19 protein-coding genes are annotated in these 24,810 nt (G+C 71.6%); 6 read left to right on the top strand and 13 right to left on the bottom strand.

What is annotated here, in order from left to right; translation table 11 throughout:
- Positions 1–18: 18 nt before the first annotated feature.
- The 4 genes from ppk1 to Pla163_RS09360 form a co-directional block, all read right to left on the bottom strand.
- Positions 19–2,145, bottom strand: coding sequence for a polyphosphate kinase 1 (gene ppk1 / locus Pla163_RS09375; protein WP_419185740.1), 2,127 nt, complete (start codon positions 2,143–2,145; stop codon positions 19–21).
- A 138-nt stretch (positions 2,146–2,283) separates the two neighbouring features.
- Positions 2,284–3,102, bottom strand: coding sequence for a hypothetical protein (locus Pla163_RS09370; RefSeq protein WP_145187003.1), 819 nt, complete (start codon positions 3,100–3,102; stop codon positions 2,284–2,286).
- A 247-nt stretch (positions 3,103–3,349) separates the two neighbouring features.
- A complete protein-coding gene (locus tag Pla163_RS09365) occupies positions 3,350–4,261 on the bottom strand; it encodes a hypothetical protein (protein WP_145187000.1) in 912 nt (303 codons plus the stop codon).
- Between the two features lie 18 nt (positions 4,262–4,279).
- Positions 4,280–4,729 carry an OsmC family protein gene (locus tag Pla163_RS09360; RefSeq protein ID WP_145186997.1) on the bottom strand — a complete coding sequence of 150 codons (450 nt, stop codon included), beginning with the start codon at positions 4,727–4,729 and terminating at the stop codon, positions 4,280–4,282.
- Positions 4,730–4,803: 74 nt separating this feature from the next.
- Between Pla163_RS09360 and Pla163_RS09355 the strand changes: the two genes are divergently transcribed.
- Positions 4,804–5,565, top strand: coding sequence for an SDR family NAD(P)-dependent oxidoreductase (locus Pla163_RS09355; protein WP_145186993.1), 762 nt, complete (start codon positions 4,804–4,806; stop codon positions 5,563–5,565).
- A 39-nt stretch (positions 5,566–5,604) separates the two neighbouring features.
- Here Pla163_RS09355 and Pla163_RS09350 read toward each other — a convergent pair whose 3' ends face one another.
- Together Pla163_RS09350 and panB are read right to left on the bottom strand one after the other, a co-directional pair.
- Positions 5,605–6,432: a class I SAM-dependent methyltransferase gene (locus Pla163_RS09350; RefSeq protein ID WP_145186989.1), complete on the bottom strand. Its 828-nt coding sequence runs from the start codon at positions 6,430–6,432 to the stop codon at positions 5,605–5,607.
- The gene (gene panB, locus Pla163_RS09345; protein ID WP_145186986.1) at positions 6,429–7,253 is read right to left on the bottom strand and encodes a 3-methyl-2-oxobutanoate hydroxymethyltransferase; all 825 of its coding nucleotides are present in this window, start codon (positions 7,251–7,253) and stop codon (positions 6,429–6,431) included. Before panB ends, Pla163_RS09350 begins: the two co-directional genes overlap by 4 nt.
- A 152-nt stretch (positions 7,254–7,405) precedes the next feature.
- Here panB and Pla163_RS09340 point away from each other — a divergent pair, with 152 nt between their 5' ends.
- Positions 7,406–8,545, top strand: a complete 1,140-nt coding sequence (locus Pla163_RS09340) for a class I SAM-dependent methyltransferase (protein WP_145186981.1) — start codon at positions 7,406–7,408, stop codon at positions 8,543–8,545.
- 225 nt (positions 8,546–8,770) lie between these two features.
- The gene (locus tag Pla163_RS09335) at positions 8,771–9,307 is read left to right on the top strand and encodes a hypothetical protein (protein WP_145186978.1); all 537 of its coding nucleotides are present in this window, start codon (positions 8,771–8,773) and stop codon (positions 9,305–9,307) included.
- A gap of 109 nt (positions 9,308–9,416) precedes the next feature.
- Here Pla163_RS09335 and accD read toward each other — a convergent pair whose 3' ends face one another.
- The 7 genes from accD to gap form a co-directional block, all read right to left on the bottom strand.
- Entirely contained in the window at positions 9,417–10,505 is a 1,089-nt protein-coding gene (gene accD, locus Pla163_RS09330; protein ID WP_145186976.1) for an acetyl-CoA carboxylase, carboxyltransferase subunit beta, read from the bottom strand.
- 197 nt (positions 10,506–10,702) lie between these two features.
- Complete coding sequence (gene rpe / locus Pla163_RS09325) at positions 10,703–11,425, bottom strand: ribulose-phosphate 3-epimerase (protein ID WP_145186973.1); 723 nt, start codon at positions 11,423–11,425, stop codon at positions 10,703–10,705.
- 73 nt (positions 11,426–11,498) lie between these two features.
- Positions 11,499–12,614 carry a 6-phosphofructokinase gene (locus Pla163_RS09320; RefSeq protein WP_145186970.1) on the bottom strand — a complete coding sequence of 372 codons (1,116 nt, stop codon included), beginning with the start codon at positions 12,612–12,614 and terminating at the stop codon, positions 11,499–11,501.
- 66 nt (positions 12,615–12,680) lie between these two features.
- Positions 12,681–14,099: a DUF1501 domain-containing protein gene (locus Pla163_RS09315; protein ID WP_145186967.1), complete on the bottom strand. Its 1,419-nt coding sequence runs from the start codon at positions 14,097–14,099 to the stop codon at positions 12,681–12,683.
- Positions 14,096–16,555: a PSD1 and planctomycete cytochrome C domain-containing protein gene (locus Pla163_RS09310; RefSeq protein ID WP_145186964.1), complete on the bottom strand. Its 2,460-nt coding sequence runs from the start codon at positions 16,553–16,555 to the stop codon at positions 14,096–14,098. The genes Pla163_RS09315 and Pla163_RS09310 overlap by 4 nt, the downstream gene beginning before the upstream one ends.
- Positions 16,556–16,646: 91 nt before the next feature.
- Positions 16,647–17,840, bottom strand: coding sequence for a phosphoglycerate kinase (locus Pla163_RS09305; RefSeq protein ID WP_145186961.1), 1,194 nt, complete (start codon positions 17,838–17,840; stop codon positions 16,647–16,649).
- A gap of 18 nt (positions 17,841–17,858) precedes the next feature.
- The gene (gene gap, locus Pla163_RS09300; RefSeq protein WP_145186958.1) at positions 17,859–18,950 is read right to left on the bottom strand and encodes a type I glyceraldehyde-3-phosphate dehydrogenase; all 1,092 of its coding nucleotides are present in this window, start codon (positions 18,948–18,950) and stop codon (positions 17,859–17,861) included.
- A 328-nt stretch (positions 18,951–19,278) separates the two neighbouring features.
- Here gap and tilS point away from each other — a divergent pair, with 328 nt between their 5' ends.
- From tilS to Pla163_RS09285, 3 genes are all read left to right on the top strand, one after another.
- Entirely contained in the window at positions 19,279–20,844 is a 1,566-nt protein-coding gene (gene tilS, locus Pla163_RS09295) for a tRNA lysidine(34) synthetase TilS (protein ID WP_419185739.1), read from the top strand.
- Positions 20,845–20,986: 142 nt separating this feature from the next.
- Entirely contained in the window at positions 20,987–21,766 is a 780-nt protein-coding gene (locus tag Pla163_RS09290) for a YggS family pyridoxal phosphate enzyme (protein WP_145186953.1), read from the top strand.
- Positions 21,767–21,807: 41 nt separating this feature from the next.
- Positions 21,808–24,795 carry a serine/threonine-protein kinase gene (locus tag Pla163_RS09285; RefSeq protein WP_145186949.1) on the top strand — a complete coding sequence of 996 codons (2,988 nt, stop codon included), beginning with the start codon at positions 21,808–21,810 and terminating at the stop codon, positions 24,793–24,795.
- Positions 24,796–24,810: the final 15 nt, after the last annotated feature.

The following is a 24,810-nucleotide window of genomic DNA, read 5'->3' as shown; positions in this document are numbered from 1 at the left end:
GAGCCGCGAGCGCGTCTCTCAGATCGCGCGTTCGACGACCCCGGCGAGCTCTTCGAGCAACACCGCCTGCGCCGAGGGGCCCGCGTTCTCGGCCCGCGACCGCACGTAGCTGCCGTCGGGTTGGAGTAGCCAGGACTGCTGGTCGTCCTCGAGGAACAGGTCGAGACACTCGCGCAGGACGCGCGCGGCGAGCTCGCGATCGAGCAACGGGAAGCAGGTCTCGACGCGCCGGAAGAAGTTGCGCGACATGAAGTCCGCGCTCGCCGCGAACACCGCCGGTTCGCCGCCGTTGCCGAACGCGAACACGCGGTGGTGTTCGAGGAAGCGGCCGACGACCGAGCGCACGCGAATGCGATCGCTGACGCCTTCCACGCCCGGACGCAGACAGCAGGCGCCGCGCACGATCAAGTCGATCTCGACGCCGGCCCGCGACGCCGCGTAGAGCTCGTGGATGATCGAGGCCTCGGTCAGCGCGTTCATCTTGGCCTTGATCCACGCCGTCTCGCCCTTGCGCGCGCGTTCGGCTTCCGCGCGGATGCGCTCGACCATGAACTCGTGCAGGTGGAACGGCGCCTGGACGATGCGGGTCGACGGTTGCACCTTCCCGAGGCCCGTCAACTGCGTGAAGATCTGGTGAACGTCGTTGCCGATCTCGGGGTCGCTGGTCAGAAGTCCGAGGTCCGTGTACGCGCGCGCCGTTCCCGGGTGGTAGTTGCCCGTCCCCAGGTGGCAGTAGCGCCGCACCCCGCCGTCCTCGCGGCGCACGATCAGGAGCAGCTTCGCGTGCGTCTTGTAGCCGACGATGCCGTAGACGACGTTGACGCCGGCTTCCTGCATGCGCGTGGCGAGGTCGATGTTCTCCTGCTCGTCGAAGCGGGCGCGCAGTTCGACGACGACCGAGACTTCCTTGCCCGCCAGCGCCGCGTCGATCAACGCCTCGACGATCGCGGACTCGCTGCCCGTGCGGTACAGCACCTGCTTGATCGCCAGCACCTGTGGGTCGCGCGCGGCGCGGCGCAGCAGTTCGATCACCGGGGCGAACGACTCGTACGGGTGGTGCAGGACGACGCTGCGCGAGGACAGGGTCTTGAACACGTCCGACTCGACCTCGAGCCCTTGCGGCGTCGCGGGTACGAACGGTCGGTACTTGAGGTCGGGGCGGTCGACCGCGGAGTACACCTGGCCGAGGCGTCCGAGGTTCACCGGACCGTCGACGGCGTAGAGATCGCGCTCGTCGAGCCGAAACTCGCTCAGGAGGAAGTCGACGATGCGCTGGGGGCAGGTCGCCGCCACCTCGAGCCGCACGGCGTCGCCGTACTTGCGCCGCGGCAGCTCGCCCTTGAGCGCGCGCAGGAGGTCGTCGACCTCTTCCTCGTCCACCCACAGGTCGCTGTTGCGCGTGACCCGGAACTGGTGGCAGGAGCCGACGCGCATGCCGTGGAACAGCTCGTCGACGTGGGCGTGGATGACGGACGAGAGGAGCACGAAGACGTTGGGCCGACCCGCGACCTCCTCGGGCACCTCGATCACTCGCGGCAGGGAGCGCGGGACGTTGACGATGCCGATGCCTCCGTGGCGACCGAACGCGTCGGTGCCGTCGAGTTCGACGATGAAGTTGAGGCTCTTGTTGAGGATCTGCGGGAACGGGTGCGACGGATCGATCCCGATCGGCGTCAGCACCGGCTGCACCTGCGCGGCGAAGTAGCAACGCACCCACTCGCTGAGATCGGCCCCCCACTCGGCGCGCGCCATCAGCTCGATCCCGTGCTCGGCGAGCTCGGTCAGGATCACGTTGTTGAGCACTCGGTACTGCTCGCCGACCAACTCCTGGCACGCGTCCGAGAGCGCCTTCAACAGTTCGCGCGGATAGCGGCCGTCGGGTCCCGGAGGACGCGTCGCTCCCAGTTCGATCTGCTGCTTGACGCCGGAGACGCGGATCTCGAAGAACTCGTCCAGGTTCGTCGACGAGATCGAGAGGAAGCGCAGGCGCTCGAGCAGCGGGACGCGCGGGTCCTTCGCCTGTTCGAGCACGCGCCGGTTGAACTCCACCAGGCTCAGGTCGCGGTTGAAGTAGAACTCCGGCGCGTCGAGGTCGACGTTCGGGTCGGTGCGTTCGGGCGAATCCATCGGGGCGAAGGTGTCCATCGGCGGCCGACCAGTCTGACGAGGACCGCTCGTGGCCGCCCGTTAAGATCCCAGGCCCAGGGCTGGGAGCGGAGCCCTGCGGAGAGCGCGGAACGAAGTGGCTCGCTGCCCTCGCACGCCCGACCCGGCGTGCTTCGGTCAGTCCGACTCGGGTTCGCCCGAGAGCCCGGGCGCCGACGGCAGGTGCGCGAACGGCCAGTCGCCCGAGTCCGCGAGTCCGGCGCAGCGCGTGGCCTGGGCCAGCGCCCGAACGGCGTGCTCGCCGCCCGCGAGCGACGCGACCAACACCGCGGCGAAGACGGTGATGCGCGGGCCGTGGTCGGCCCTCTCCTTGGCGAAGTCGATGCGCCGCATGTCGGTGCCGTCGAAGTGGACCGAACCAGCGCGCCCGGTCCGGTCCAGGAGGACCACCCGCTTCGGCCCGAACGCACCGATGCGGCGGGCGATCCCGCGCGCCCCCACGTCGTCGCCGTCGCCGCACAGCGCGCGCGCCGCCGCCAGGTCCGCGACGACGACGTCGGCCGTCCCCAGACGCCGAGGGTCGATCGCGTACGGACGCGCGAGGACCACCGCCGAGAGCGTGCGTTCGCCCTGCGCCAGTTCGAGCGCGTAGTCGAGCGCCGGCGCCGGTGCATCGCAGGTCACGATCAATCCTTCGCGCCGCCGCGACCCGCGCAGAGCTTCTTCCCACGCGGGCGTGAGTTCCGAACCCGTGTTGGACGTCGCTCCGTCGAGGCAGACCAGTTCGACGCCCTCGGCCGCGAGCGGCGCACGCAGTTCGGCGTCGATCTCCTCGTCCACGGCGGCCACGAACTGCACGTCCAAGCCGAAGCGCCCGCCGCACACCGCGAGATCCACCGCATCACCGATCGGGCGGCGGTCGTGCAGCGCGTCGTCGGCGCCGCCGATCGCGCTGGTCGACCCCAACGTGCCGACCACGGTCAGTCCCAGACTCACGCGAGACTCCGCGGGCCGTGCTTCACCGTGCTGTGTTTCACCGTGCCGTGCTTCACCGTGGAGCCGTCGACAGTGGAGCGCTCGAGCGTGCGCGGCAGAGCGCTCGCCGTCGCTCCTCGGGCGTGTGTTCCGTCGACGAGTGTTCCGAGTCGTTCCATGGGCTGCGATCCGTGCGGGCCGCCGGAGCTCAGTGTGCCGCAACGGAGCGCACCAGGGAATCCGCGAGTGCTCGCTGGAGCGCGCACGATCAGCGGGAGTCCTCGGAAGCCTGCGAGGCCGAGCCACGGGCGAGTGCGAGTGCGACCGCTGCTCCGAGCGTGATCGCGGCGACGGGCAGCCGACCGGGTTGGGACGCCGCGGCGAGGAGCGCTTCGCCGAAGAGGACGACCACCGCGGCCGCGCACGCGGTGCGCAGGCTGCCAAGACCGGCCCACCGGCCGCCGCCCTGCGCCAGTCGCGTCGCCACCCAGGCCAGTCCGGGGAACCAGCCCGCGGCGACCGCGGCCAACCCCTGGGCCGCGGCGGCCAGCGCGCGCCCGACGGCAGCTGGCGCGAGGAGTGCGCCCGCGAACAGCGCCAGCGCCGCGGCGCCGATCAGAAGGTCGCGCGCGTGGACCGCGCCCACGTCGCCGAGCAGCACCGACGACGCGCGCAACCAGACGGCGGTCTCGCTTGACCACGTCGCGAGGGCGTAGCACACGAACAGGAGTGGCGCCGCGGCGACGAGAGCCAGGCGCCGCGTGGACCCGCGCAGGCGCCGGCCCGTCGTCGATGCCAGGCCGACGAGCGCACCGCTCGCGGCGCCGAGCCCGCTGCCGAGCCCCAGCGCGTCGGCGACGGACGCCCCGGTGGCACCGAACGCGCCGGGGGCCTCGTCGATCGCGCTCGAGCGACCTTCGCTCCCCAGCACCGCGGCGCCCGCCTGGACGCCGGCGGCGAGCGCGAGCAGCGCCAGCTCGAGGATCCGCGAGCGCGCCAGGGTGACGGCCCCGCGGTCACCCGCACCCAGCACCGCGCCCCAGGCCTCGAAGACGTTCCAACCGGTCGGCGTCCCGACCCACAGGCCGAGCGAGAGCACGAACAGCACGCAGGCGGCGACGGAGAGTGCAATCACCACGGTCGAGCGACGGCCGAGGCCGCTGATGCTGCGCGCTCCCATCGCTCGAACCGTCTCCGTTCAGGAGCCGGTGACGGCGCCCCACTCGAACTCGACGTCGAGCTCGACGTGCGCGGCCAGGCTCTCCTTCACCGGGCAGGACAGCGCGGCCCGCTCCAGCGCCGTGCGCGCGTGCTCGTCGAAGCCACCGGGCAACGCGAACCGCACGACGATCCGCCCGATGCGTCGCGGATTCGCGGCCATGTGCTTGTCCACGTGAAGGCGCGTGCCCGCGAGGTCCCAACCGGAGTCGGCCGCGCGGATGCCCATGATCGTGAGCATGCACGCGCCGGTCCCGGCGGCGACGAGATCCGTGGGCGAGAAGCCCTCGCCCCGGCCGCGGTTGTCGACGGGAGCGTCGGTCGTCACGACCGCGCCCGACGCGGTGTGCACGAGTTCGCAGCGCAGATCGCCGCGGTACTCGACCGTGAAGTTGGGAGCGGTGGAGTTCGGAGCGGTGTCGTCGGCCATGGGCCAGAGCCTACGGCCACGGGTGCCGAGCGCGGCGCTCGACTCCGGGCCCCGTCCCGATCCACAATGCGCCCATGAGCTCCACCATCGATCCGACCCGTCCCCTCGCGGGGCGCCTCGCCCTGGTCACGGGCGCCAGTGCCGGCATCGGCGCCGCCACCGCCCGCGCCCTGTTCGCCGCCGGGGCGCGCCCGTTCCTGGCCGCACGCCGCGAGGAACGCCTGGTCGAGCTCTCGCGCGAACTGGGCGACTGCCCCTTCGCGGCGCTCGACGTGCGCGACGCGGCCGGCGTGCAGGCGGCGCTCGCAGGCCAGGCCTTCGACATCGTCGTCAACAACGCGGGACTGGCGAGCGGCGTCGACCCCTTGCCGAACGTCTCGGCCGCCGACGTGGATCTCATGCTCGACACGAACGTCAAGGGCGTTCTGAACGTGGCGCGCGCGACCCTGCCGGGGATGCTCGAGCGCGACCGCGGCGACCACGTCGTGCTCGGCAGCGTCGCCGGGCGCCAGGTCTATCCCGGCGGCGGCGTCTACTGCGCGACCAAGCACGCGGTGCGCGCGCTGTACGAAGGTCTGCGCCAGGACGCCGCGGGCCACGGCGTGCGCTTCACGACGGTCGACCCGGGCATGGTCGAGACCGAGTTCTCGAACGTGCGCTTCAAGGGCGACGGCGAGAAGGCCGCGGCGGTCTACAAGGGTTTCGAGGCGCTGCGTCCTTCCGACGTGGCCGACGCGATCCTTTTCGCGCTGTCGCGTCCGGCCCACGTGAACATCGGCGAGATCGTCCTGTGGCCGACGGCCCAGGCCAGTACCACGCGCGTCACCCGCAGCTGACGGCGCGCCCTCGGAACGGGCTCGCCCCGCTCGCCGCCGTCAGCCGCGCTTGCGCGACAGGGTCGCGAAGGCGGCGGGCATGTGCTTCGCGAGGATCGAGCGGCCTTCGTCCCAGAAGTCGCCGAACAGGTCCTCGAGCACGAAGCCTGCCCGCAACTGTCCGCCGATCTGCGTCTCGAGGTCGTGCCCGAACTCGAGCGGCTCGTTCTTCTTCACGCGGCGAGCGAGTGCAGCGGGGTCGGCGTCACGCAGCTCCACGTAGGGCACGCGGTGGCGCAGCAGCGCCCCGTCCTCGCACGGCCGGCCCTCGAGCACCGCGTCGTCGAACGCGAAGACGTCCGGGTTCATGAAGCCGGCGAGCAGGCGCCCGCCCGGGACCAACACGCGCGCGCACTCGTTCCACACGGCCTGCACGTCGTCGACGAAGACGTTCGAGACCGGGTGGAAGATCAGGTCGAAGCGCTCGGCGGTGAAGACCGAGAGATCGCGCATGTCGCCGCGCACGCAAGTCACGTCGAGCCCCTCGCGCTCGGCCACCTGGGTGTCGCGCGCGAGCTGTTCGTCCGAGAGGTCGTAGCTGACGACCTGGGCCCCGGCCGCGGCGAGCAGGGGCGCCTGCTGACCGCCGCCGGAGGCCAGACACAGCACGCGGGCGCCCGCCAGCTCGCCGAACCACGCATCGGGTACGCGGTGCGTCGGCGTCAGGATCACGTCGGGGGCGCGGCCCGCCTTCCCCGCCGCGCGCGCGCTCGCGACGGCCGCCGAGTCCACGGGTCGCGACCACTCAGACCCGCCGAGCGCCTGGGCGTTCCACGCCTTGCGGTTGTGCGCCAGGAGGTCGAACCGGCCTTGCTTCTCGGCGCTCAATAGCTCTCGTCGTCGTTCGGGAACTCGCCCGACCGCACGTCGGCGCAGTAGGCCTCGAAAGCCTGCCCCATCGCGTCGCCGAGTTCCGCGTAGCGACGCACGAAGCGCGGCCGGAAGCGCGTGTAGATGCCGAGCATGTCGTGACTGACCAGGATCTGTCCGTCGCAACCGGGGCCCGCTCCGATACCGATGACCGGAATCGTCAGCTCCTTCGTCACCGCGGCCGCGAGGTCGGCCGGAACCTTCTCGACGACGATCGCGAAGGCGCCCGCTTCCTGCAGCGCGCGCGCCCCGCGGCGCAGTTCTTCGGCCTCCTCGGGCTCGGTCGCACGCACCTGGTAGGTGCCGAACTTGTGGATCGACTGCGGCGTCAGACCCAGGTGCCCCATCACGGGGATGCCGGCGTCGACGATGCGGCGCACGGTCGGCGCCACCGTCTCGCCGCCCTCGAGCTTGACCGCTTCGACGCCGCCCTCCTGGACCATGCGCCCGGCGTTGCGCAGCGCGTCGTCCGAGTTCACCTGGTAGCTCATGAAGGGCAGGTCGCCCACCACCAGCGCCCGGCGCGCGGCGCGGGAGACGATCGCCGCGTGGTAGACCATCGTGTCCATCGACACGGTCACCGTGGAGGCGCGGCCCTGCACGACCGTGCCCACCGAGTCGCCGACCAGGATGACGTCCACCCCGGCCTGGTCGAGCCGCTGGGCCATCAAGTAGTCGTAGGCGGTCAGCGCGGTGATCCGGCTGCCCTCCTCCTTCAGTTGGAGGAGGCGGTGGGTCGTGACCTTGCGCTTGGCGCCGCGTTCGGGAGTGCTGCTCATGGAAGTGCCCGGGGCAATCCGACTAGGCTAGCAGGTGCCCGGCTCGAGCGACCGTGTGGCTGCGCCGTGAACCACCAGCTCGTGCCCGAGCCTCTCGAGCCCCCGTCCCCCCGCAAGCGCCCGTGACACCCTCCGTCCACTCTCCCGCCTCCTTGACCCCGATCCTGGAGGACCTCGGCGCCACGGCGGACGACTTCATCGGGCGCCGCCCCGGCCACGAGAGCGTGATCGGCGACGGCACGACGGCACGCGGCTGGGCCATGGGCGAGCTCGAGGGCCTCGGCGAGAAGGGCCTCGCGCTGCTGGTGCTGGGCGGCGAGCCCGACGAAGCGACGATCGCGAGCCTGCGCGAGGCCCAGTGGCCTCACCTGCACCTCGTGGCCTACTACCGGATGCGCGCGGGGAAGACGCTGCGCCGCGCCCACGGCGGTGGAGCCGAGCTCGGTGCCTGCACGACGGGTGGAACGCTGCTCGCGTTCAGACGCGCGAGCCACGTGCTGTCGCCGGACGCCACGCGCGAGAAGTTCGACGCGAACGCCGGCGGGTGGGACGACGATCCGAAGAGTCCGAGCTACCCGCACTTTCGCTGGATGCGGCGCTACGTGGCCACGTTCCACACTCCCGCGCGAGCGCAGCGCGTGCTCGATTTCGGCTGTGGCGCGGGCTGGGTCGGGATCGAGTCCGCGCAGCGCACGGGAGCGCACCTGTCCGCCTTCGACCCGAGCCCGCAGATGGTCGAGAACGCGCGCGCGAACGCCCGCGCGAACGGCATCGCAGACCCAGACATGCGCGTGGGATTCGGTGAAGGTCCGCCCCACGCCGACGAGGCGCCGTTCGACCTGGTGATCAGCGCGGGCGTCGTGAGCTTCTCGCCCGACATCGAGCTTTGGATCGATGGACTGGCGGCTTCGGTCGCTCCGGGCGGCACGCTCGTCGTGGCCGACCTCGATCCGCTCTCGCACGGGATGAAGAAGCGGCGTCGCCAGAAGGCGCTGATTCCGATTCGCGAGCTGAACGCGGTCACCGCCGACCGCATGCGCCAAGCGTTGGAAGCACGCGGCTTCCGCTTCGTGGCCCGCTCGGACTACCAGCTCTCCTGGCCGATCCCGCAGTTGATGCACCTCAACGAGACGCGCATGGGCGGGATCCTCTCGCGCCCGCTCGTCTGGCTGAACGCCGCAGGTTCGGCTCTCGACGGGGCACTCGGAGGGCGGCTCGGCAACCTGTTCGACTCTTGGGTCCTGGCCTTCGAACGGCCGGCGGCCGGCGCCAGCGTTCCCCACCGGGATTGAACGTTCGGGCCTCTTGGGCCCCGTGCGCCGTTCGCGAGGAGCGCGTTCGGTCCGGGCTTGCCGAAAGCCGGGCGAACGTGCTCGCATGGTCGGCGCTGGCGTGGGACCGACGTTCCGGCCCTTGATCGCGGCGTCCGCCGTCCGACCGGATCGAGCCCACGACACCTCACCCGAGGATCGTCGAGCACCAGCTCGGCGTCCGAACCACACCACGAGGAGTCCCGCATGCTTCGCACCACGTTCTTCCTGACCATCGCCGCGCTGCCCTTCGTCGCTGCCTCGCAGTCACAGCAGCCACAACTTCCCGCGCCGCCCACGCCGATCGGGCCGCCGCTGTCGGCCACGTTGTGCCCCAACACGCTCGATCAGGAGCCGCTGTTGATGTACGACGTCTCCGGCTACAGCCTGACCGGCGTCATCCACCAACACCTCGCCGTGTACGACAACGGCGTCGTCTCGATCTCCAGCGTGTCGGGTGGTACGCCCCTGTTCCCGAGCGCGAACAAGGCCGACATCACCTACATCCAGCCGACCGCCGCGCGCGCCCTGCTCAAGTCGCTCGTGCAGGCCGGAGCCCGACAGATCTGTGACGAGGACATTCCGGTCGCCGACCTGCCGCTCACGACGATCACGGTCTTCGCCCGCGGCAACACCGACGACCGCGCGCACACGTTCAGCTACTGGCTGCCCTTGTCCAACGAGAGCCAGACCGTCTCGGGCCTGATCCAGGCCTTCATCGCGACGACCTTCCCGAACTTCTGAGCGGGCGCCGGTCCGCGCCGCGCGGCTCGAACGGTCGCGCGGAACGAACGAGCCCCCGGCACCGAGTGATCGGTGCCGGGGGCTCGTGCGTCGCGGGGCCGTGTTCGCGTCAGTTCTCGCTGATGCCTTCGCGCAGGCGGTTCGGAACACCGCGGTCCGGGCCGTCCGTGCCGTCACCGCTCGCCACCGATCGGTCGGAGGCCGCGCGATCGGTCTTGGTGGCGGGCTGCTTGGAGCGGCGCACCACGTGGGTCCCGAGGTCGTAGTCGAGCAGGCGGGCGATGCGGTCGCGCAGCTCGTCGCGCGGGACGATGTCGTCCAACATGCCCTTGTTGATCAGGAACTCCGCGCGCTGGAAGCCCTTCGGCAGCTCCTGCTTCAGCGTGGCGGCGATCACGCGCGGACCGGCGAAGCCGATCAGGGCGCCCGGCTCGGCCAGAACGATGTCGCAGACCGAAGCGAAACTGGCCGTGACGCCGCCCGTGGTCGGGTGGGTCATGACGCAGATCGACATGTTGCCGGTCTCGTGCAGGCGCGAGAGCGCCGAGCAGGTCTTGGCCATCTGCATCAGGCTGAGCGCACCTTCGTGCATGCGCGCACCGCCCGAGCTGGTGAAGATGACGACGGGCAGTCCGTCGCGGCGGGCGACGTCGCAGGCCAGCGAGATCTTCTCGCCGACGACCTCGCCCATCGAGCCGCCCATGAACTGGAAGTCGAGGATCGCGACCACGACCGAGCGGCCCTCGATCTGGGCCTTGCCGCACACGAGGCCTTCCTTCTGGCCGGTGCGCTGGACGGTCCGAGCGATCTTCTCGGAGTACGGCACGGAGTCGATGAACTCGAGGCGGTCGAGCGCCTCGATGTCCTCGAACATCTCGAGGAAGCTGTCGGGGTCGACGAGCGACTGGAGGCGTTCGCGCGCGGGCAGCGTGAAGTGGAACTGGCACTTGGGGCAGACGCGCCCGGCCTCTTCCAGCTCCTTGCGGTAGATCAGGTTCGAGCAGGCCTCGCACTTGAGCCACAGGCCACCCGGCATGTCCTTCTTCTTCGAGAAGCGCCAGCGAGCCAGCCGGCCCTTCTTCGCACCTTCGCGCTCCGCCTCGCGGGCCTCGGTGCGCGACTTGGACGAAGCACCCGTGGCGCCTTTGCCCTCGGTCTCTTCGCGGCTCGTGTCCTTGTCGTTCTTGGATGCACTCATGACTGGTTCCTCGGCTGGCCCCTGCGGTTGCCCCTCGCGCCCGGATCGGTCCGGGCCCCCTCCGTCGACCCCCAAGGCTACCGGGACGGGGTCCGCTGTCGACCCTGCCGCCTCCGATCGGCCCAGGCCCGGTACCCGAAGCGGGCGCCAGGGCGGTACTTCGGGCGTCCGCGCCGCGCGAACGGCCTCGAACGTCCTCAGGAGCGTCGGGGTGCGGTCCGGGCGCCTTCGGCGAGATCGCGGAAGTGGGCGATCTCGGCCGCCAGGTCCGGCGCCTTGAACAGCGCCGAGCCCGAGACGAGGGCGTTCGCGCCCGCGGCGACGCACAGGGGCAGGGTCTCCGCGTCCAGGCCGCCGTCCATCTCGACGTGGCCACGGAAGCCCTGCTCGCGCAACCAGCGCGTCTTCGAGAGCACCTCGGGCATGAAGGCCTGGCCGCCGAAGCCCGGATAGACGCTCATGATCAGCACGAGGTCGACCAGGTCCAGCACCCCTTCCAGGCGCTCGACCTCGGTGTCCGGGTTGATCGAGATGCCGACCGTCGAGATCCCGAGGTCGCGGAACGCGGTCGCGGTCTCGCGCGCGTGCTGCTCGCCGACCGCCTCGAGGTGGAAGGTGAGGACGTGCGCCCCGGCCTTGGCGAAGTCGGGGGCGTAGCGGCGCGGCTCGCTGATCATCAGGTGCACGTCGAGCGGGCGCGTCGCCACTCGGGCGAGAGCCGCGACCACCGGCGGACCGATGGTGAGGTTCGGCACGAAGTGTCCGTCCATCACGTCCACGTGGTGCCAGTCCGCGCCCGCGGCCTCGAGGCGCCGGACCTCGTGTCCGAGGCGCGCGAAGTCGCTCGACAGGAGCGAGGGCGCGATCACGATCGGCGGCCCGACGGTGGAGCTGGCGGTGTCCGAGGCGGTGCGTTCCATGGTTCGAGCGGCGGTTCGAGCTGCGGTGCGTGCGGGGTGGCGGACAGGAGCTGGACCAGCGGCCCACGGGGTCTCAACGGATCCGCTCGTAGGGCGCGTCCCCGAACGAAGTGTAGACCCCGCGCGCGGCGGCGACGAGCGGGTCGTCGACGGGCACCGTGCGCTGCACGCCGGCGGGCTCGCGAATGTCCACGTCGACGATGCGCCCCCGCTGGACCGCGACCATGCGATCGAAGCGCCCCTGCGCCACCAGGTTCACGGCCGCGATGCCGAGTTCGGTTCCGAGCACGCGATCCTGGTGGACGGGGCTTCCGCCGCGCTGCACGTGACCCAGCACGACGAAACGGGCCGGAACGTCGGTCTCGGCCTCGATCTGCCCCGCGAGCCGCTCCGCGATGCCGCCGAGACGGATCGGGTCGAACGACTGCGCCACGTGGCGCCGGACCACCTGTTCACCGCCCACTTCCGCCGCGCCTTCGGCCACGCACACGATCGTGAAGCGCCGCCCTCGCTTGGCCCGCTCGCGCACCGCTTCGCAGACGTGTTCGAGTCGGTAGCCGATCTCGGGGATCAGGATCACGTCCGAACCCGACGCGACGCCCGCGTGCAGCGCGATCCAGCCCGCGTTGCGCCCCATGACCTCGCAGACCATGACGCGGTGGTGGCTGGCCGCCGTGGTGTGCAGGCGGTCGAGCGCTTCGGTGGCGACGGCGGTCGCCGACTGGAACCCGAACGTCAACTCGGTCCCGTGGATGTCGTTGTCGATCGTTTTCGGCAGTCCGATCGTCGGCAGACCGCGCGCGCTCAGTGGCTGTGCGCTAGTCATCGTCCCGTCGCCCCCGATGACCAGCAGCGCGTCCAGGCCGCGCGACTCCGCGTGGGCCAGGCACTCGTCGACGCGACTCTCGAAACGCGGCTGGCCGTCCGGCCCCATTCCGACGAAGAAGCGACTCGGATTCGAGTGGTTGTTCGTCCCGATGATCGTGCCACCGAGGTTGAGGATGTCGCTGACCGCGTCGTGATCGAGGCTGCGCATGCGATCGGTGATGAGTCCGAGGAAGCCGTCCTCGATGCCGATCACTTCCGTCCCCGCCCTCAGGAGCCCTTTGGTCACGGCGCGCAGAACGGCGTTGAGTCCGGGGCAATCGCCCCCACCTGTCAGCACTCCGACGCGTCTGGGTCGTTTCATGCGAGCGATCCTATCCGCACGGCACCCATCGACCGCTCGCCCTGTCGCCCGCCGAAGCAGGCACTCTCACGCCAGGAGTTCGCGCACCACGCGCGGCGCGTCGTCCGGTCCGATCAGGCGCTGGTCGAGTCCGAGATGGTGATAGCTGAACGCGTGCGGGTCGAGCCCGAGAAGGTGCAGGATCGTCGCCTGCAGGTCCTGGACGGTGACGGGATCGCGCTCGACGCCCCAGCCCATCTCGTCGGTGGCGCCGTGGTGGTGTCCAGCGCGCACGCCCGCGCCCGCCAACCACATGGTGAAGCCGTCCGGATGGTGGTCGCGACCGAAGTGCGTGGAGCCGTTGCGCGCTTCGTTCGTCGCGGTGCGGCCGAACTCACCGCCCCACACGACCAGCGTCTCGTCCAGCAGTCCGCGTCGTTCGAGGTCCAGCAGCAGCGCGGCGATCGGACGATCGACCGCGCGACACTTCTCTGGAAACGCCGTGTCGAGATCGTCGCCCGGTCCGGTGCCGTGCAGGTCCCAGCCCCAGTCGAACAGGTGCACGAAACGCACGCCGCGTTCGACGAGTCGGCGCGCGGCCAGACAGTGGTTCGCGAACGAGCGGCCGCCCGGCGCGGCGCCGTACAACGCGAGCGTGTCCTCGTCCTCGGCCGCAAGATCGACCGCCTCTGGTACCGAGCGCTGCATGCGGAACGCCAGTTCGTACTGGGCCACGCGCGCGCTGCTCTGGGGATCGCCGCTCGAACGCGCGTCGATGGCGCCCAGTCGCGCGAGCGCTTCCACGCTGGCCCCGCGCAGTTCGCGCCCGAGGCCTGCGGGATCGTCGAGGAACAGGATGGGCGCGCCCTGGGAGCGCAGCCGAACGCCCTGGTGCTGCGGCGGGAGGAAGCCGCTGCCCCACAGACTCTTCCCACCCGTCGGGTCGCTCTGGCCCGAGACCATCACGACGTAGCCGGGCAGGTCCGCGTTCTCGGTCCCGAGGCCGTACTGCACCCAGGCGCCCATCGACGCGCCGCCGAAGACGGGCGAGCCGGTGAACAGACGCAGCTCGGCCGGTGCGTGGTTGAACTGGTCCGTGGTCATCGAGTGCACCATGCAGACCTTGTCGACGACCTCGGCGAAGCGCGGCATCAACGCGCTCACGAAGCGGCCGTCGTCACCGGCCTGGACGAAACCGTGACGCGGTCCGAGCACGTTCGGCACGCCGCGCGTGAAGGCGAAGCGGCGACCTTCGATCAGCTCCGGCGGGCACGGCTGGCCGTCGAGTCGCTCCAGCAAGGGCTTGCGGTCGAACAGCTCCTGCTGCGGTGGGCCGCCCGACATGTGCAGGTAGATGACGTGCTTCGCGCGGGCCCCCGGTCGCACGCATCCACCGCCGCCCGGGTCGCGCAGCGCGCCCAGCGCCATCGCCCCGAGCGCGAGCCCGCCCCCTCTCAAGAACGCGCGTCGACCCATGCGCAGGGCTGCATCGTGGTCGCTCGTCATTCGTTGGTGAGGAAGGCGTCCTGGTTCAAGAGGACGTTGGCGACGAGGGTGAAGGCGGCGGCGTCGACGACGTCGAGATCCCCCGGCAGCGGCCCGAGTGGGTCCGTCGCGAACACCCGCGCGTCCTCGGCCCGGGTCGCGAAGTCCGTGCGCGCGCGCGTCAGCAGCTCCAGCAGGACGTCCACGCGTTCTGGATCCGCGGGACGCGCGAGCGTCCACTCGAGGCCCAGCTCGATCCGCGCGCGATCGCCACCCGTCGCCGCCCCGCGCAGCATCCGCCGCGCGAGCGCCTGGGCCGCTTCGACGAAGACCGGGTCGTTGAGCGTCACCAGCGCTTGGATCGGCGTGTTCGTCGGAATGCGGCGAACGGTGCAGGTCTCGCGACTCGTGCCGTCGAAGGTCGTGCGCGTGTGGTACGGCTGGGTGCGACGCAGGAACGTGTACAGGTCGCGGCGATACCGATCCTCACCCGTGCTGGTGGTCCAGTCCCTCCCACCGTCGAACGCCACGTTCCACAGGCCCGCCGGTTGGGGCGGGAACACGGCCGGTCCGCCGCGCCGTTCGACCAGCAGTCCAGCGACGCGCAGGCTCGCGTCGCGCACCATTTCGGCCTCGAGTCGCCGGCGCGGCCCGCGCGCGAGCCACGTGTTCGTCGGATCGAGCGCGCGCACCGCCGCGGGCGCACTCGACGCCTGGCGATAGGTCGCCGACGTGACGAGCGTGCGCAGCAGCGCCTTCGTGTCCCAGCCACTGGCCACGTACTCGACCGCCAACCAGTCGAGCAGTTCGGGATGGCTCGGCGCGGAACCCTGCGTCCCGAAGTCCTCCTCCGTCGCCACGAGCCCCTGACCGAACAGACGCGCCCAGAAGCGGTTCACGCTCACGCGCGCCGTCAACGGATGGCGCGGATCGACCAGCCAACGGGCCAGTTCGAGGCGATTGCTCGGTGCGGGCTCACCTTCGAAGACGAAGCGGTCGGGGACGGCCGCGCGCACCTCTTGCCCGTGTTCCAACCAGTTCCCGCGCACGTGCACGTGACTGCTGCGGCGCGCGCTCGCGTCGACCTCGACCAGCACGGGCGTGCGCGTCACGTCGAGCTCGTGCAGAGCGGTGCGCGCGCGCTCGAGTCGTTCGGTCGCGTCAACCAGGTCCGAATCACCCGCTCCGCCCTCCGCCACCCGTTCGCGCACGGCCAAGAGCGCCACGCCAGCGGCTTCGACCTCGGTTCGCGCCCGTGCGATCCGCTCGATCTCGGCCTCTCCGCGCGGGGTGACGAGCCGCGGCCGATCGTCGTCGGTGTCCGCGTCCTGGGTCTGGTTGAACAGGTCGAAGAGCTCGTAGTACTCGACCTGGGAGAGCGGGTCGAACTTGTGGTCGTGGCAGCGCGCGCAGCCGGCCGTGAGACCCGTCCAGACCGCGAACGTCGTGTCCACGCGATCTTTCACGGCGAGCACGCGGAACTCCTCGTCGTCGGTGCCGCCCTCGGTGTTGTTCAGCGTGTTGCGGTGGAACGCGGTCGCGAGGCGCGTGCTGTCGTCCGCGTCGGGCAGCAGATCGCCCGCCAGTTGCTCGAGCGTGAACCGGTCGAACGGCATGTTCGCGTTGAACGCATCCACCACCCAGTCGCGCCAGGGCCAGATCGTGCGCGGCAGGTCCATGCCGTAGCCGCAGGTGTCGGCATAGCGCGCCAGGTCGAGCCAGACGCTCGCCCAGCGTTCGCCGTAGGCCGGCTCGGCGAGCAGTCGATCCACCGCGAATTCGTAGGCGTGCTCGCGCTCGTCGGCGAGGAACGCGGCCACCTGCTCGGGCGTGGGAGGAAGACCGGTCAGGTCGAGACTCACGCGCCGCAGCAGCGTGGCGCGGTCGGCCTCCGCGGTGGGCTCGAGCCCGTGGTGTGCGTGTGCGCGCGCGACGAACCGGTCGACGGCCGAGCGCGCCCAGCCGTCCCCGGCCTCGGGCACGTGTGGCCGAACGGGCGCTGTGAACGACCAGTGTTCGGCGAAACGCCCGCCGCTCTCGACCCAGGCGAGCAGCGTCGCCACGTCCTCGGGCGCGAGCGGGTCGCCGTGATCGCGCGGCGGCATCGGCTCGTCCGCAGCGAGCACGCGCCGCACGAGTTCACTGCGGTCCGGATCGCCGGGTACCACGATCGCGCCGAACAGGGTCGCGGCGGCGAGGCCCTGCGCGGTGTCGAGTCGCAGCTCTGCTTCGCGCGCGGCCGCGTCGGGTCCGTGGCAGGCGTAACAGTGGCGGGCGAGGATCCCGCGCGCCGCTCGATCGAGGTCCGCCGCACCGTCGAACGCACTCGGTCCCGCACGCGAGCGCTCGGTCGATGTCTCGGCGGCGCGACCTGCACCCGCGACCGATCCGTTCCCTGCGCGGGCCGCGGTCAGTCCCGCGAACGCCAGCCCTGCGAGGACGACGAACGCAGTGGATGCGGTGCGGCTGGGAACCATCGGAGGAGACTAACCGGAGCGAGCGGCGCCCTGGGTTCGACCGTTCGGGACGTGCTGGGTCCCGAATCCCGATCGACCACTCCCGAGCTCATCAGCCGCGCGGCGAGGCTTCCAGCGCCGCGATACCGGGCAGGACCTTGCCCTCGAGCAGTTCGAGGCTCGCCCCACCGCCGGTCGAGATGTGGTCCATCTCGTCCGCGAGATGGAAGCGTTCGACCGCCGCCACCGAGTCGCCGCCACCGACGACGGTGTAGCCCGGGCAGTCCGCCACGGCGCGCGCGATCGCGATCGTGCCCGCGGCGAACGCGTCCCACTCGAAGACCCCCATCGGTCCGTTCCAGACCAGCGTCTTCGCACCGGCGATGACCGCTGCACAGCGCTCGCGGCTCGCGGGTCCGATGTCGAGGCCCATGGAACCGTCGGGGATGTCACCCGTCACGACGGTCGCTTCGGCGTCCGAGGCGAAACGCCGGGCGATCACGTGGTCGCTCGGCAGGACCACGTCGACGCCGCGCTCCGCCGCCCGCCCGAGACTCGCCTTCACCGAGTCGAGCATGTCCTCCTGGACGAGGCTCGAACCGACGCCGATCCCCTGGGCGCGCAGGAACGTGTAGGCCATCCCGCCGCCGACGATCAGCGCGTCGACGCGGTCGATCAGATTGTCGACGACCTTCAGCTTGTCGCTGACCTTGGCGCCGCCGAGGATCGCCACGAGCGGGCGCTCGGGCTTCTCGAGGACGCGGGCGAAGGCGGCCAACTCGCGCTCGAGCAGCAGCCCCGCAGCACTGGGCAACAGGCGTGCGACGCCGCAGACGCTGGCGTGGTCGCGGTGCGCCGTGCCGAACGCGTCGAGGACGAACAGGTCCCCGAGCACGGCGAACTCCGCGGCCAGCGCCATGTCGCCCTTCGTCTCGCCCGGGTGGAACCGCACGTTCTCGAGCAGGATCACCGAACCCGGTGCACAAGCGGCGATCTTCGCCGCGACCGCTGGTCCGGTGCTCTCGGGCAGGCAGATCACGTCGCGTCCGAGCAACTCGCCCAGTCGGTGACCGACCGGAGCGAGCCGTTCGGCCTCGACCACCTGGCCCTTGGGCCGGCCGAGGTGGCTCATGAGGACCACCGTGCCGCCGCCCTCGCAGATCGCACGGATCGTCGGCAGGGCCGCGCGGATCCGCGTGTCGTCACCGATCGCACCGGTCGCGCCATCGATGGGGACGTTGAAGTCCGCACGGACGAGGACGCGCTTGCGGTCGAGATCGAAGTCCGAGAGGGAGCGAACGGTCACGGTGGAACTCCTCGTGGTTCAGGCGATCTTGGCGACGCGCTTCTTGGTCGTCGACTTCTTCGCCGCGGCCTTCTTGGCGGGCGCCTTCTTCGCGGCGCGCTTCGCCTTCAGCGAGTGCGCGAGCTTGATCAGGTCGCAGACGCGGTTGCTGTAGCCCCACTCGTTGTCGTACCAGCTGACGACCTTCACCTGGCGCTTGCCCATGGTCATGGTCGACTGGGCGTCGAAGATCGAGCTGTGCGGGTTGCCGACGATGTCGCTCGAGACGAGCGGCAGCTCCGAGTACTCGAGAATGCCCTTCAGGCCCTTCGTCTTCGCGGCGGCCTTGATCGCGGCGTTGACCGACTCGACCGTGGCGTCCTTCCCGAGGTTCGCGACCAGGTCGACGACCGAACCGACCGGAACCGGCACGCGCATGGCCATGCCGTCCAGCTTGCCCTGCAGGTGCGGCAGGACCTTGCCCACGGCGCGCGCGGCACCGGTGGTGGTCGGGATGATGTTCTCGGCGGCGGCGCGAGCGCGGCGCAGGTCCGAGTGCGGCAGGTCGAGGATGCGCTGGTCGTTCGTGTAGGCGTGGACCGTCGTCATCAGGCCGCTCTCGACACCGAAGGCGTCGTCGAGCGCCTTGACCAGCGGCGCGAGGCAGTTCGTGGTGCAGGACGCGTTGGAGATGATCCGGTCGGTGGCCTTCAGCGACGAGTCGTTGACGCCGAGCACGATCATCGCGTCGATCTCGTCCTTCGGCGGGACGGTCAGGATCACCTTGCCGGCGCCGGCGTCGAGGTGCTTCGAGCACGCGGCGCGCGAGGCGAAGACGCCGGTGGCCTCGACGACCACGTCGACCTTGTTGGCGGCGTGCGGCAGGTTCGCGGGATCGCGCTCGGCGGTGATCGTGATCTTGCGGCCGTCGACCGAGATCCAACCGTTGCCGGAACGGATCTTCGCGTCGAAGCGCCCCATGACCGTGTCGAACTCGAGCAGGTGCGCGAGCGTGGCGGCGTCGGTGAGATCGTTGATGGCCACGACCTCCATACCGGGACGGGAGTGGAGGATGCGGAAGACGGTGCGACCGATGCGGCCGAAGCCGTTGATGGCGATGCGGGTGGCCATGGTGGTACTAGGGGGTGGTTCGGGGCAGCGCGGCTCGGTGCGGCACCGGAACCGTCCGCGCTTCGGCACCGTTCGGTGCGGACGAGTCGGACGGAGTCCGGGCGCCGCGCGGTGGGGATCGCGGGTGCCGTTCGGGATGGGAACGCGGCCCGCGCCGGGATCGCGACACTCGCTTGCGAGCGCGGAGCGATGGACGCGGGGCGGTGAGCGTTGGACGACCGGCGATTCGGCGGGCTGGAACGGCCCGCCGCCGGGGAACGCGGGCCAAGATACTCCTGCGCCGCCGCGCGCTCCAGGAAGGCCCGCGCCCCGGCCCGTTCGTCGCCCCATGCCCAAGAACGCCACAGGCCTCGCCCACCGCTTCGAGGCGCTCGCCCGCGCGAGTGGCATCGCTCCTGGTGAGCCTTTGACCCTGGGACTGTCGGGCGGTGTCGATTCGGTCGCACTGGCCCTGTTGGCGGCGGCGGGGACGGCGAGGGACGGACTCGAACTGGTGCACGTCGATCACGGTTGGCGCGCGGATCCGGCGGCACGGGCGGCCTGCGAAGCCCTGGCCGAGCGGCTCGGTCGTCCGCTCCACCTTCGGACTCTCGCGCTCGATCCGCGGGCGCCGAACGCCGAGGCCGTGGCGCGCAAAGCTCGTTACGCCGTCCTGTTCGAGCGCGCCCGGGCGACCGGCCGGACGACGCTGATCACCGCGCACCACGCGGACGACCGCATCGAGAACGCGCTCCTGCGCTGGCGCCGCGGCGGGCTGCCGAACGGCTGGTCGGAGCCCGATCGGTCGCAGCTCGTGCGCGGCGAGCTCGGCGGCCACATCGGCGACCGACGGAGGTCGAGCGCCTCGATCGCGGTCGGGTCGGATCTGGGTGCACCGGTCCCGGTGCGGCTCGTGCGTCCGCTGCTCGGCACGCGCCGGTCCGAGCTTCGCGAGCTGGTGGAGCGGTCCGGTGCCACCTGGGTCGAGGATCCGAGCAATCTGGATCGGGCCCACGCGCGCAACGCCGTGCGCCACGACCTGCTGCCGCTCCTGGCGCGGCTGAGCGGCGCCGGGCACGTCCGCGAGTCCATCGGCCGGATCGCGCGCGCGGTGGCCGAGCTGGACCGCTTGCTCGAGTCCGAGCTCCCCGGCCTCGAGCCGGTGCCCTGGGCCGTGTTCACACGCACGCCGAGCACGTGGTCGCTGGGAGGAACGGCGCCGGTCGATCGACTGTGCGCGCTCGAGCCGAGCATGGCCGCGCGCGTGCTCGGTCTGCTGATCGAACGCCACACCGGCCAGCCGGCGCGCGAGCGCACCTTGGCCGACTTCGTCGAACAGCTGGTCCGGGTCGGAGCGGTACCGCACGGCGCAAGGCTGCGCGCGACGCTCGCCGGTGACTGGCAGCTCGACGGCGTCGTGGACGCGCGCAAGGATCCTTCCGGTGCCCGATCGCGCCTCGTGCTCCAGCCCCCGCCCGCACGGCTCGCCGCCCCGCCGCAGCCGCTCTCCATCGCGGACTTCACGCCCGCGCGCACGGAGCCGTTCGATCTCGACGACGGACGCCGGATCGCGAGCGCGGACCTGGCCGCACTGCTCGCGCACCACGGCGCAACGACGCTGGTGCCGAACCGGATCCGGTCCTGGCGCGCGGGAGATCGCACGCCCGCTCGCGGCGCTCGGCCCGAACGCGCCGCCGTTCGCGAGTTGGCCGAGCGGGGTGTTCCGCCCAGCGAGCGCCATCTCGCCCTCGTCGTCGAGGTGCGTGACTCGACGCGATCCGACCGCGCGCTCGTGATCGGACCTGTTCCGAGCCTGCCCGCCGCTGCCGGGGCGACGCGGTCCGCTCGCACCGACACGTGGGGCTCCCCCAGCGCTGGCGAGACCGAGCGTCCGGCCTCGGATCTGCGCCGGTAGTCGAGCGCGCTCGAGCCGGTAGTCTCTGCGCGTGTCGAACGACGCTCCGACAACTCCGCCGACCGGTCCCGAGCGGACCCCTGTGACCCGAGGCGCCGAGCGTTCGAGTCTCCACGCCGCCCTGGCCCGGAACCTCGCTGCGGTGCGCGCGCGGATCGACGCCGCGGCGCGCACCTGCGGTCGCTCGGATCGGCCCGCGCTCCTGGCCGTGACCAAGTCGATCCCGCCGGCCGTGGCCCGCGCCCTGGTCGAGCTGGGACAGGTCGATCTGGGCGAGAACCGACTCCAGGTCCTCGAACCCAAGCGCGAGGCGTTCGTGCACCGCGCTCCGACCGACGACCGCGGTCACCCGCTGGCACCGCGCTGGCACTTCGTCGGCCATCTCCAGCGCAACAAGGCCGCGCGCGTGCTCGGCCAGGTCGACGCCCTGCACTCGGTCGACTCGCCCAGACTCGTGGAGGCCCTGGTGCGCGCGGACGAGGGGCTCGATCACGCCGTCGACCTGTTCCTGCAGGTCAAGCTGTGCCCCGAGCGCTGGCCCGAGGAATCGAAGGGCGGTCTCGCGGTGGACGAACTCGAGGCCGCGTTCGACGCGCTCGCCGCATGCACGCACCTGCGCCCGGTGGGACTGATGACGATGGCGCCGCTGGTCGAGGACGGTGAGGCGGCGCGCGCGGCGGCGGCCGTCGTCTTCGGCGAGCTGGCGGACGTCGGCCGGCGCCTCGCGGGCCTTCCCTGGTCGCAAAGCGGCGGCGCTTCGAGTGCCTGCGACGACAACCGTCCGACGGTCCTCGGCCCGGCGCTCTCCATGGGCATGAGCGACGACCTGGAAGCGGCCGTGGCCGCCGGGAGTCACTGGCTGCGTGTCGGTCGCGCGCTCTTCCGGGACCTGCCCGACCCGACCACCTGGCCGAATCCCTAGGCTGTTCCGCTCGCCCACGCTCCCCGCGCGCCAGAAGCTCCATGTCCGACAGCCAACCCGACGCCCTCGTGCTCCGCCTGCACGACGCCACGACCGCGGACGGTCGGACGGGCGTCGAAGTCACCGCCACGCCCGTGCGCCTGGGCAGCGACGCGGCCCGCGCCGACGTCGTGATCGACGGACTCCTGCCCCTGCACGCCGTCGTCGCGCCCGTGAAGGGCGGCGGTTTCGGACTGAAGGTCGCCGAGGGGGCCGAGGCGACGCTCGACGGGCGCCCCGCGAAGACCGCGCGCCTCGCCGTCGGCGCGCGTCTGACCCTCGGCCCGATCGCGTTCACGTTGGAGGCCCGTGCGCAGGCCGCCGCTGCGCCCCAGCGACCCGAACCGCCGTCGGCGCCGCCGTCCACCGCGCGACCGGAGCGTCAGGTCCCGCGCACGCCGCTCCCCACGATCCCCGGGTACGCGCTCGAGAAGCAGCTCGGCAAGGGGGCGATGGGTCGCGTGTACCTCGCGGTCCAGGAGAACCTCGACCGCAAGGTGGCGATCAAGGTCCTCGAGGCGCGCCTGTGCGAGGACGCCGACTTCGTGCGCGCCTTCCAGTCCGAGGCGCGCGCGGCCGCGGCGCTCCACCACCCCAACGTGGTGACGGTCTTCGACGTGGGCCAGCACGACGGTCGGCACTACCTCGCGCTCGAGTACATGGATCGCGGGTCGCTCGAGGACCGCTTGATCAAGGAGGGCCCCCTGCCGTGGCGCGCGGTGCTGGGCGTGCTGCGCGACGCGGCCGCCGGTCTCGAGTACGCCGAGAGCAAGGGCATGGTCCACCGGGACATCAAGCCCGACAACCTGATGCAGAACGCCATCGGGGTGACGAAGATCGTCGACCTCGGACTGGCGACCAGCGAACAGGCCGAGAAGGACGCGGGCGGCAAGGTCTTCGGAACCGCGCACTTCATGGCACCCGAACAGGCCCGGGGTGAAGCGCTCGACACGCGCGCCGACCTGTACGCACTCGGCGCGAGCGCCTGGCGTCTGTTGACCGCGCGCACGCCGTTCACCGGAGCGAGCAGTCGCGACATCGTGAAGGCCGTGCTGACCCAGCCGGCGCCGCCGTTGCGCGACGCACTGCCCGACCTGCCGGCCGAGGTGGAGACGCTCGTCCTCGACCTGATGGCGAAGGAACGCGACGCGCGTCCCGCGACGGCGCGGGCCCTGCGCGAGCGCGTCGAAGCGCTGATCCAACGCTTCTCGAGCCCCGGCGCCGCGGGTGCAACTTCGGGTGCGGACGAGACCAAGCGTTCGCCGCTGCTTCTCGTCGCAGCGGTCGTCGTCCTGGCGGCCATCGGTCTGGGCGTCGCGTTCGCGACCGGCGCCTTCGACGCTCCCGCCGAGCCGGTCGTCCGTCCGGACACGGGCCGGAGCACCGAGTCGGACGCGACCGGCGGCGGGAACCAGGATCCTTTGGCGCTCGACGAGACCGCGGACGTCGGCACCACGCCGCAGGTCCCGCCCCCCACGCCCGACGGCGACGACGCGCTGAAGCGGCTCGAACAGGACGCGCAACGGGTGCTCGCGGGGCTCGACGCGCTCGACGATCCAGACCTCTTGAAGGAGCGCCTGGCCCAACTGGTGAACGAGTTCCCCGGCACGACCGCCGCGACCCTCGCCAGCGAGCGCCTCGCCGAGATGGGTGGCGCGACGTCGACGGACGAAGCTCTGGACGAGAGCGCGTCGACGGGCGCCACCGCGGCGAACGCGGACGCCGTGGCCGATCTGCGACGCCGCGAGTTGGCCGCGCGCACCGCGCGGGCCCAGGGCCCGGACGGGGTCTGGCTGCCGCCGCAGCACGCGTTGCGCGCACTGCTCGACGCCCCCGTTCCCGCCGGACTCGCCCAGGACTCGGAACTCGGCAGCGCGCTCGAGGCGTTGCGCGTCGCGGCGGTCGGCCACTTCGAGGCGCGCATCGAGCGCGAGCGCACCGCGGCGCGCGAACACGTGGCCGCCGGACGTTTCGCCGAGGCCGCTGCCGGCTACGGCGCACTGCTCGACTGGCTGCGCGACGAGCCGGCGCCGCCCGACGCGGGCACGCAACTGCCGACGGCGGACGGAGCGCTCGCGCCCGAGGGCGCGGACCAGCCCGCACCCACCGTCCACTTCGCCGACGTGATCGCCGCACTCGAGGAGGAGCGCGGGCGACTCGACGCTCTGGCCAACACGTTCGAACGGGCCATGGCGGACCGCGACCGCGACCTGCGCCACACCGTCCTCTTCGAACGCGACGACTTCCGAACGGCGCTCGTGTCGCTCGACCTCGAAGGCGCGAGCTCGGCCCTCGCAGGGCTGCGCGAGGGCTCGCGCTCGGTCGCGGGTCGCGAATGGGCCGCCTCGGCCGCTGCCGCGTTCGAGCCCGGGGCGCAGCTGCAGGAGATGCTGCGCACGACGCTCAAGGCGGGCGAGTGGCGCCGGCGCCAGATCGCGATCCCCAGCGAACGCCGCGAGACGCGCGAAGTGGTCTCGATCGATTCGCGCGGTCTCGTTCTCGAGGAAGGCAGCTCGACGACGATCCTGCCCCTCTCCGCGTTCGGCGCTTCGAGCGAACTGGTCGACGCGCTCGTCAACGAGCGGCTCGCGCGCGACTGGACCTCCGCCGAGCGCGAGATCGTGGCCAGCGCCATGACGGCGACCGTCGTCGCAGAGGTGCTGCGCGACGCCGGCCCGCTGCTCCTGAGCGGCACCCGGGCCGAAGCGGACGACGCGCTCGCGCTCGAGACAGCCGTCGCGCGCGCACGCGCCTGGGTGGCGGCGCTCGCCACCGGGCCACAGGCGAGCCTCCGCGCGCGCCTCACGAACGAACTCGACGCCTGCGACGTGGCCGCGAGCCTCGTCCGTGCGGTCGCGGTCGACGACCTCGGTCAGGCCGCCTGGGCGGCGGACGAACTGCTCCAGCGCTTCGGCGACACGGTCCTCGTGAGCTGTCTCGCCGACGGCAGCGCCGCACCGGCGCCCCCCGCTTGGCCTCCGGTCTGGTAGCCACAGCGAGCCGCC

This window comes from Rohdeia mirabilis (assembly GCA_007750655.1).
Classification (GTDB): domain Bacteria; phylum Planctomycetota; class UBA1135; order UBA1135.
This window is presented reverse-complemented; position numbering and strand designations above follow the sequence as displayed.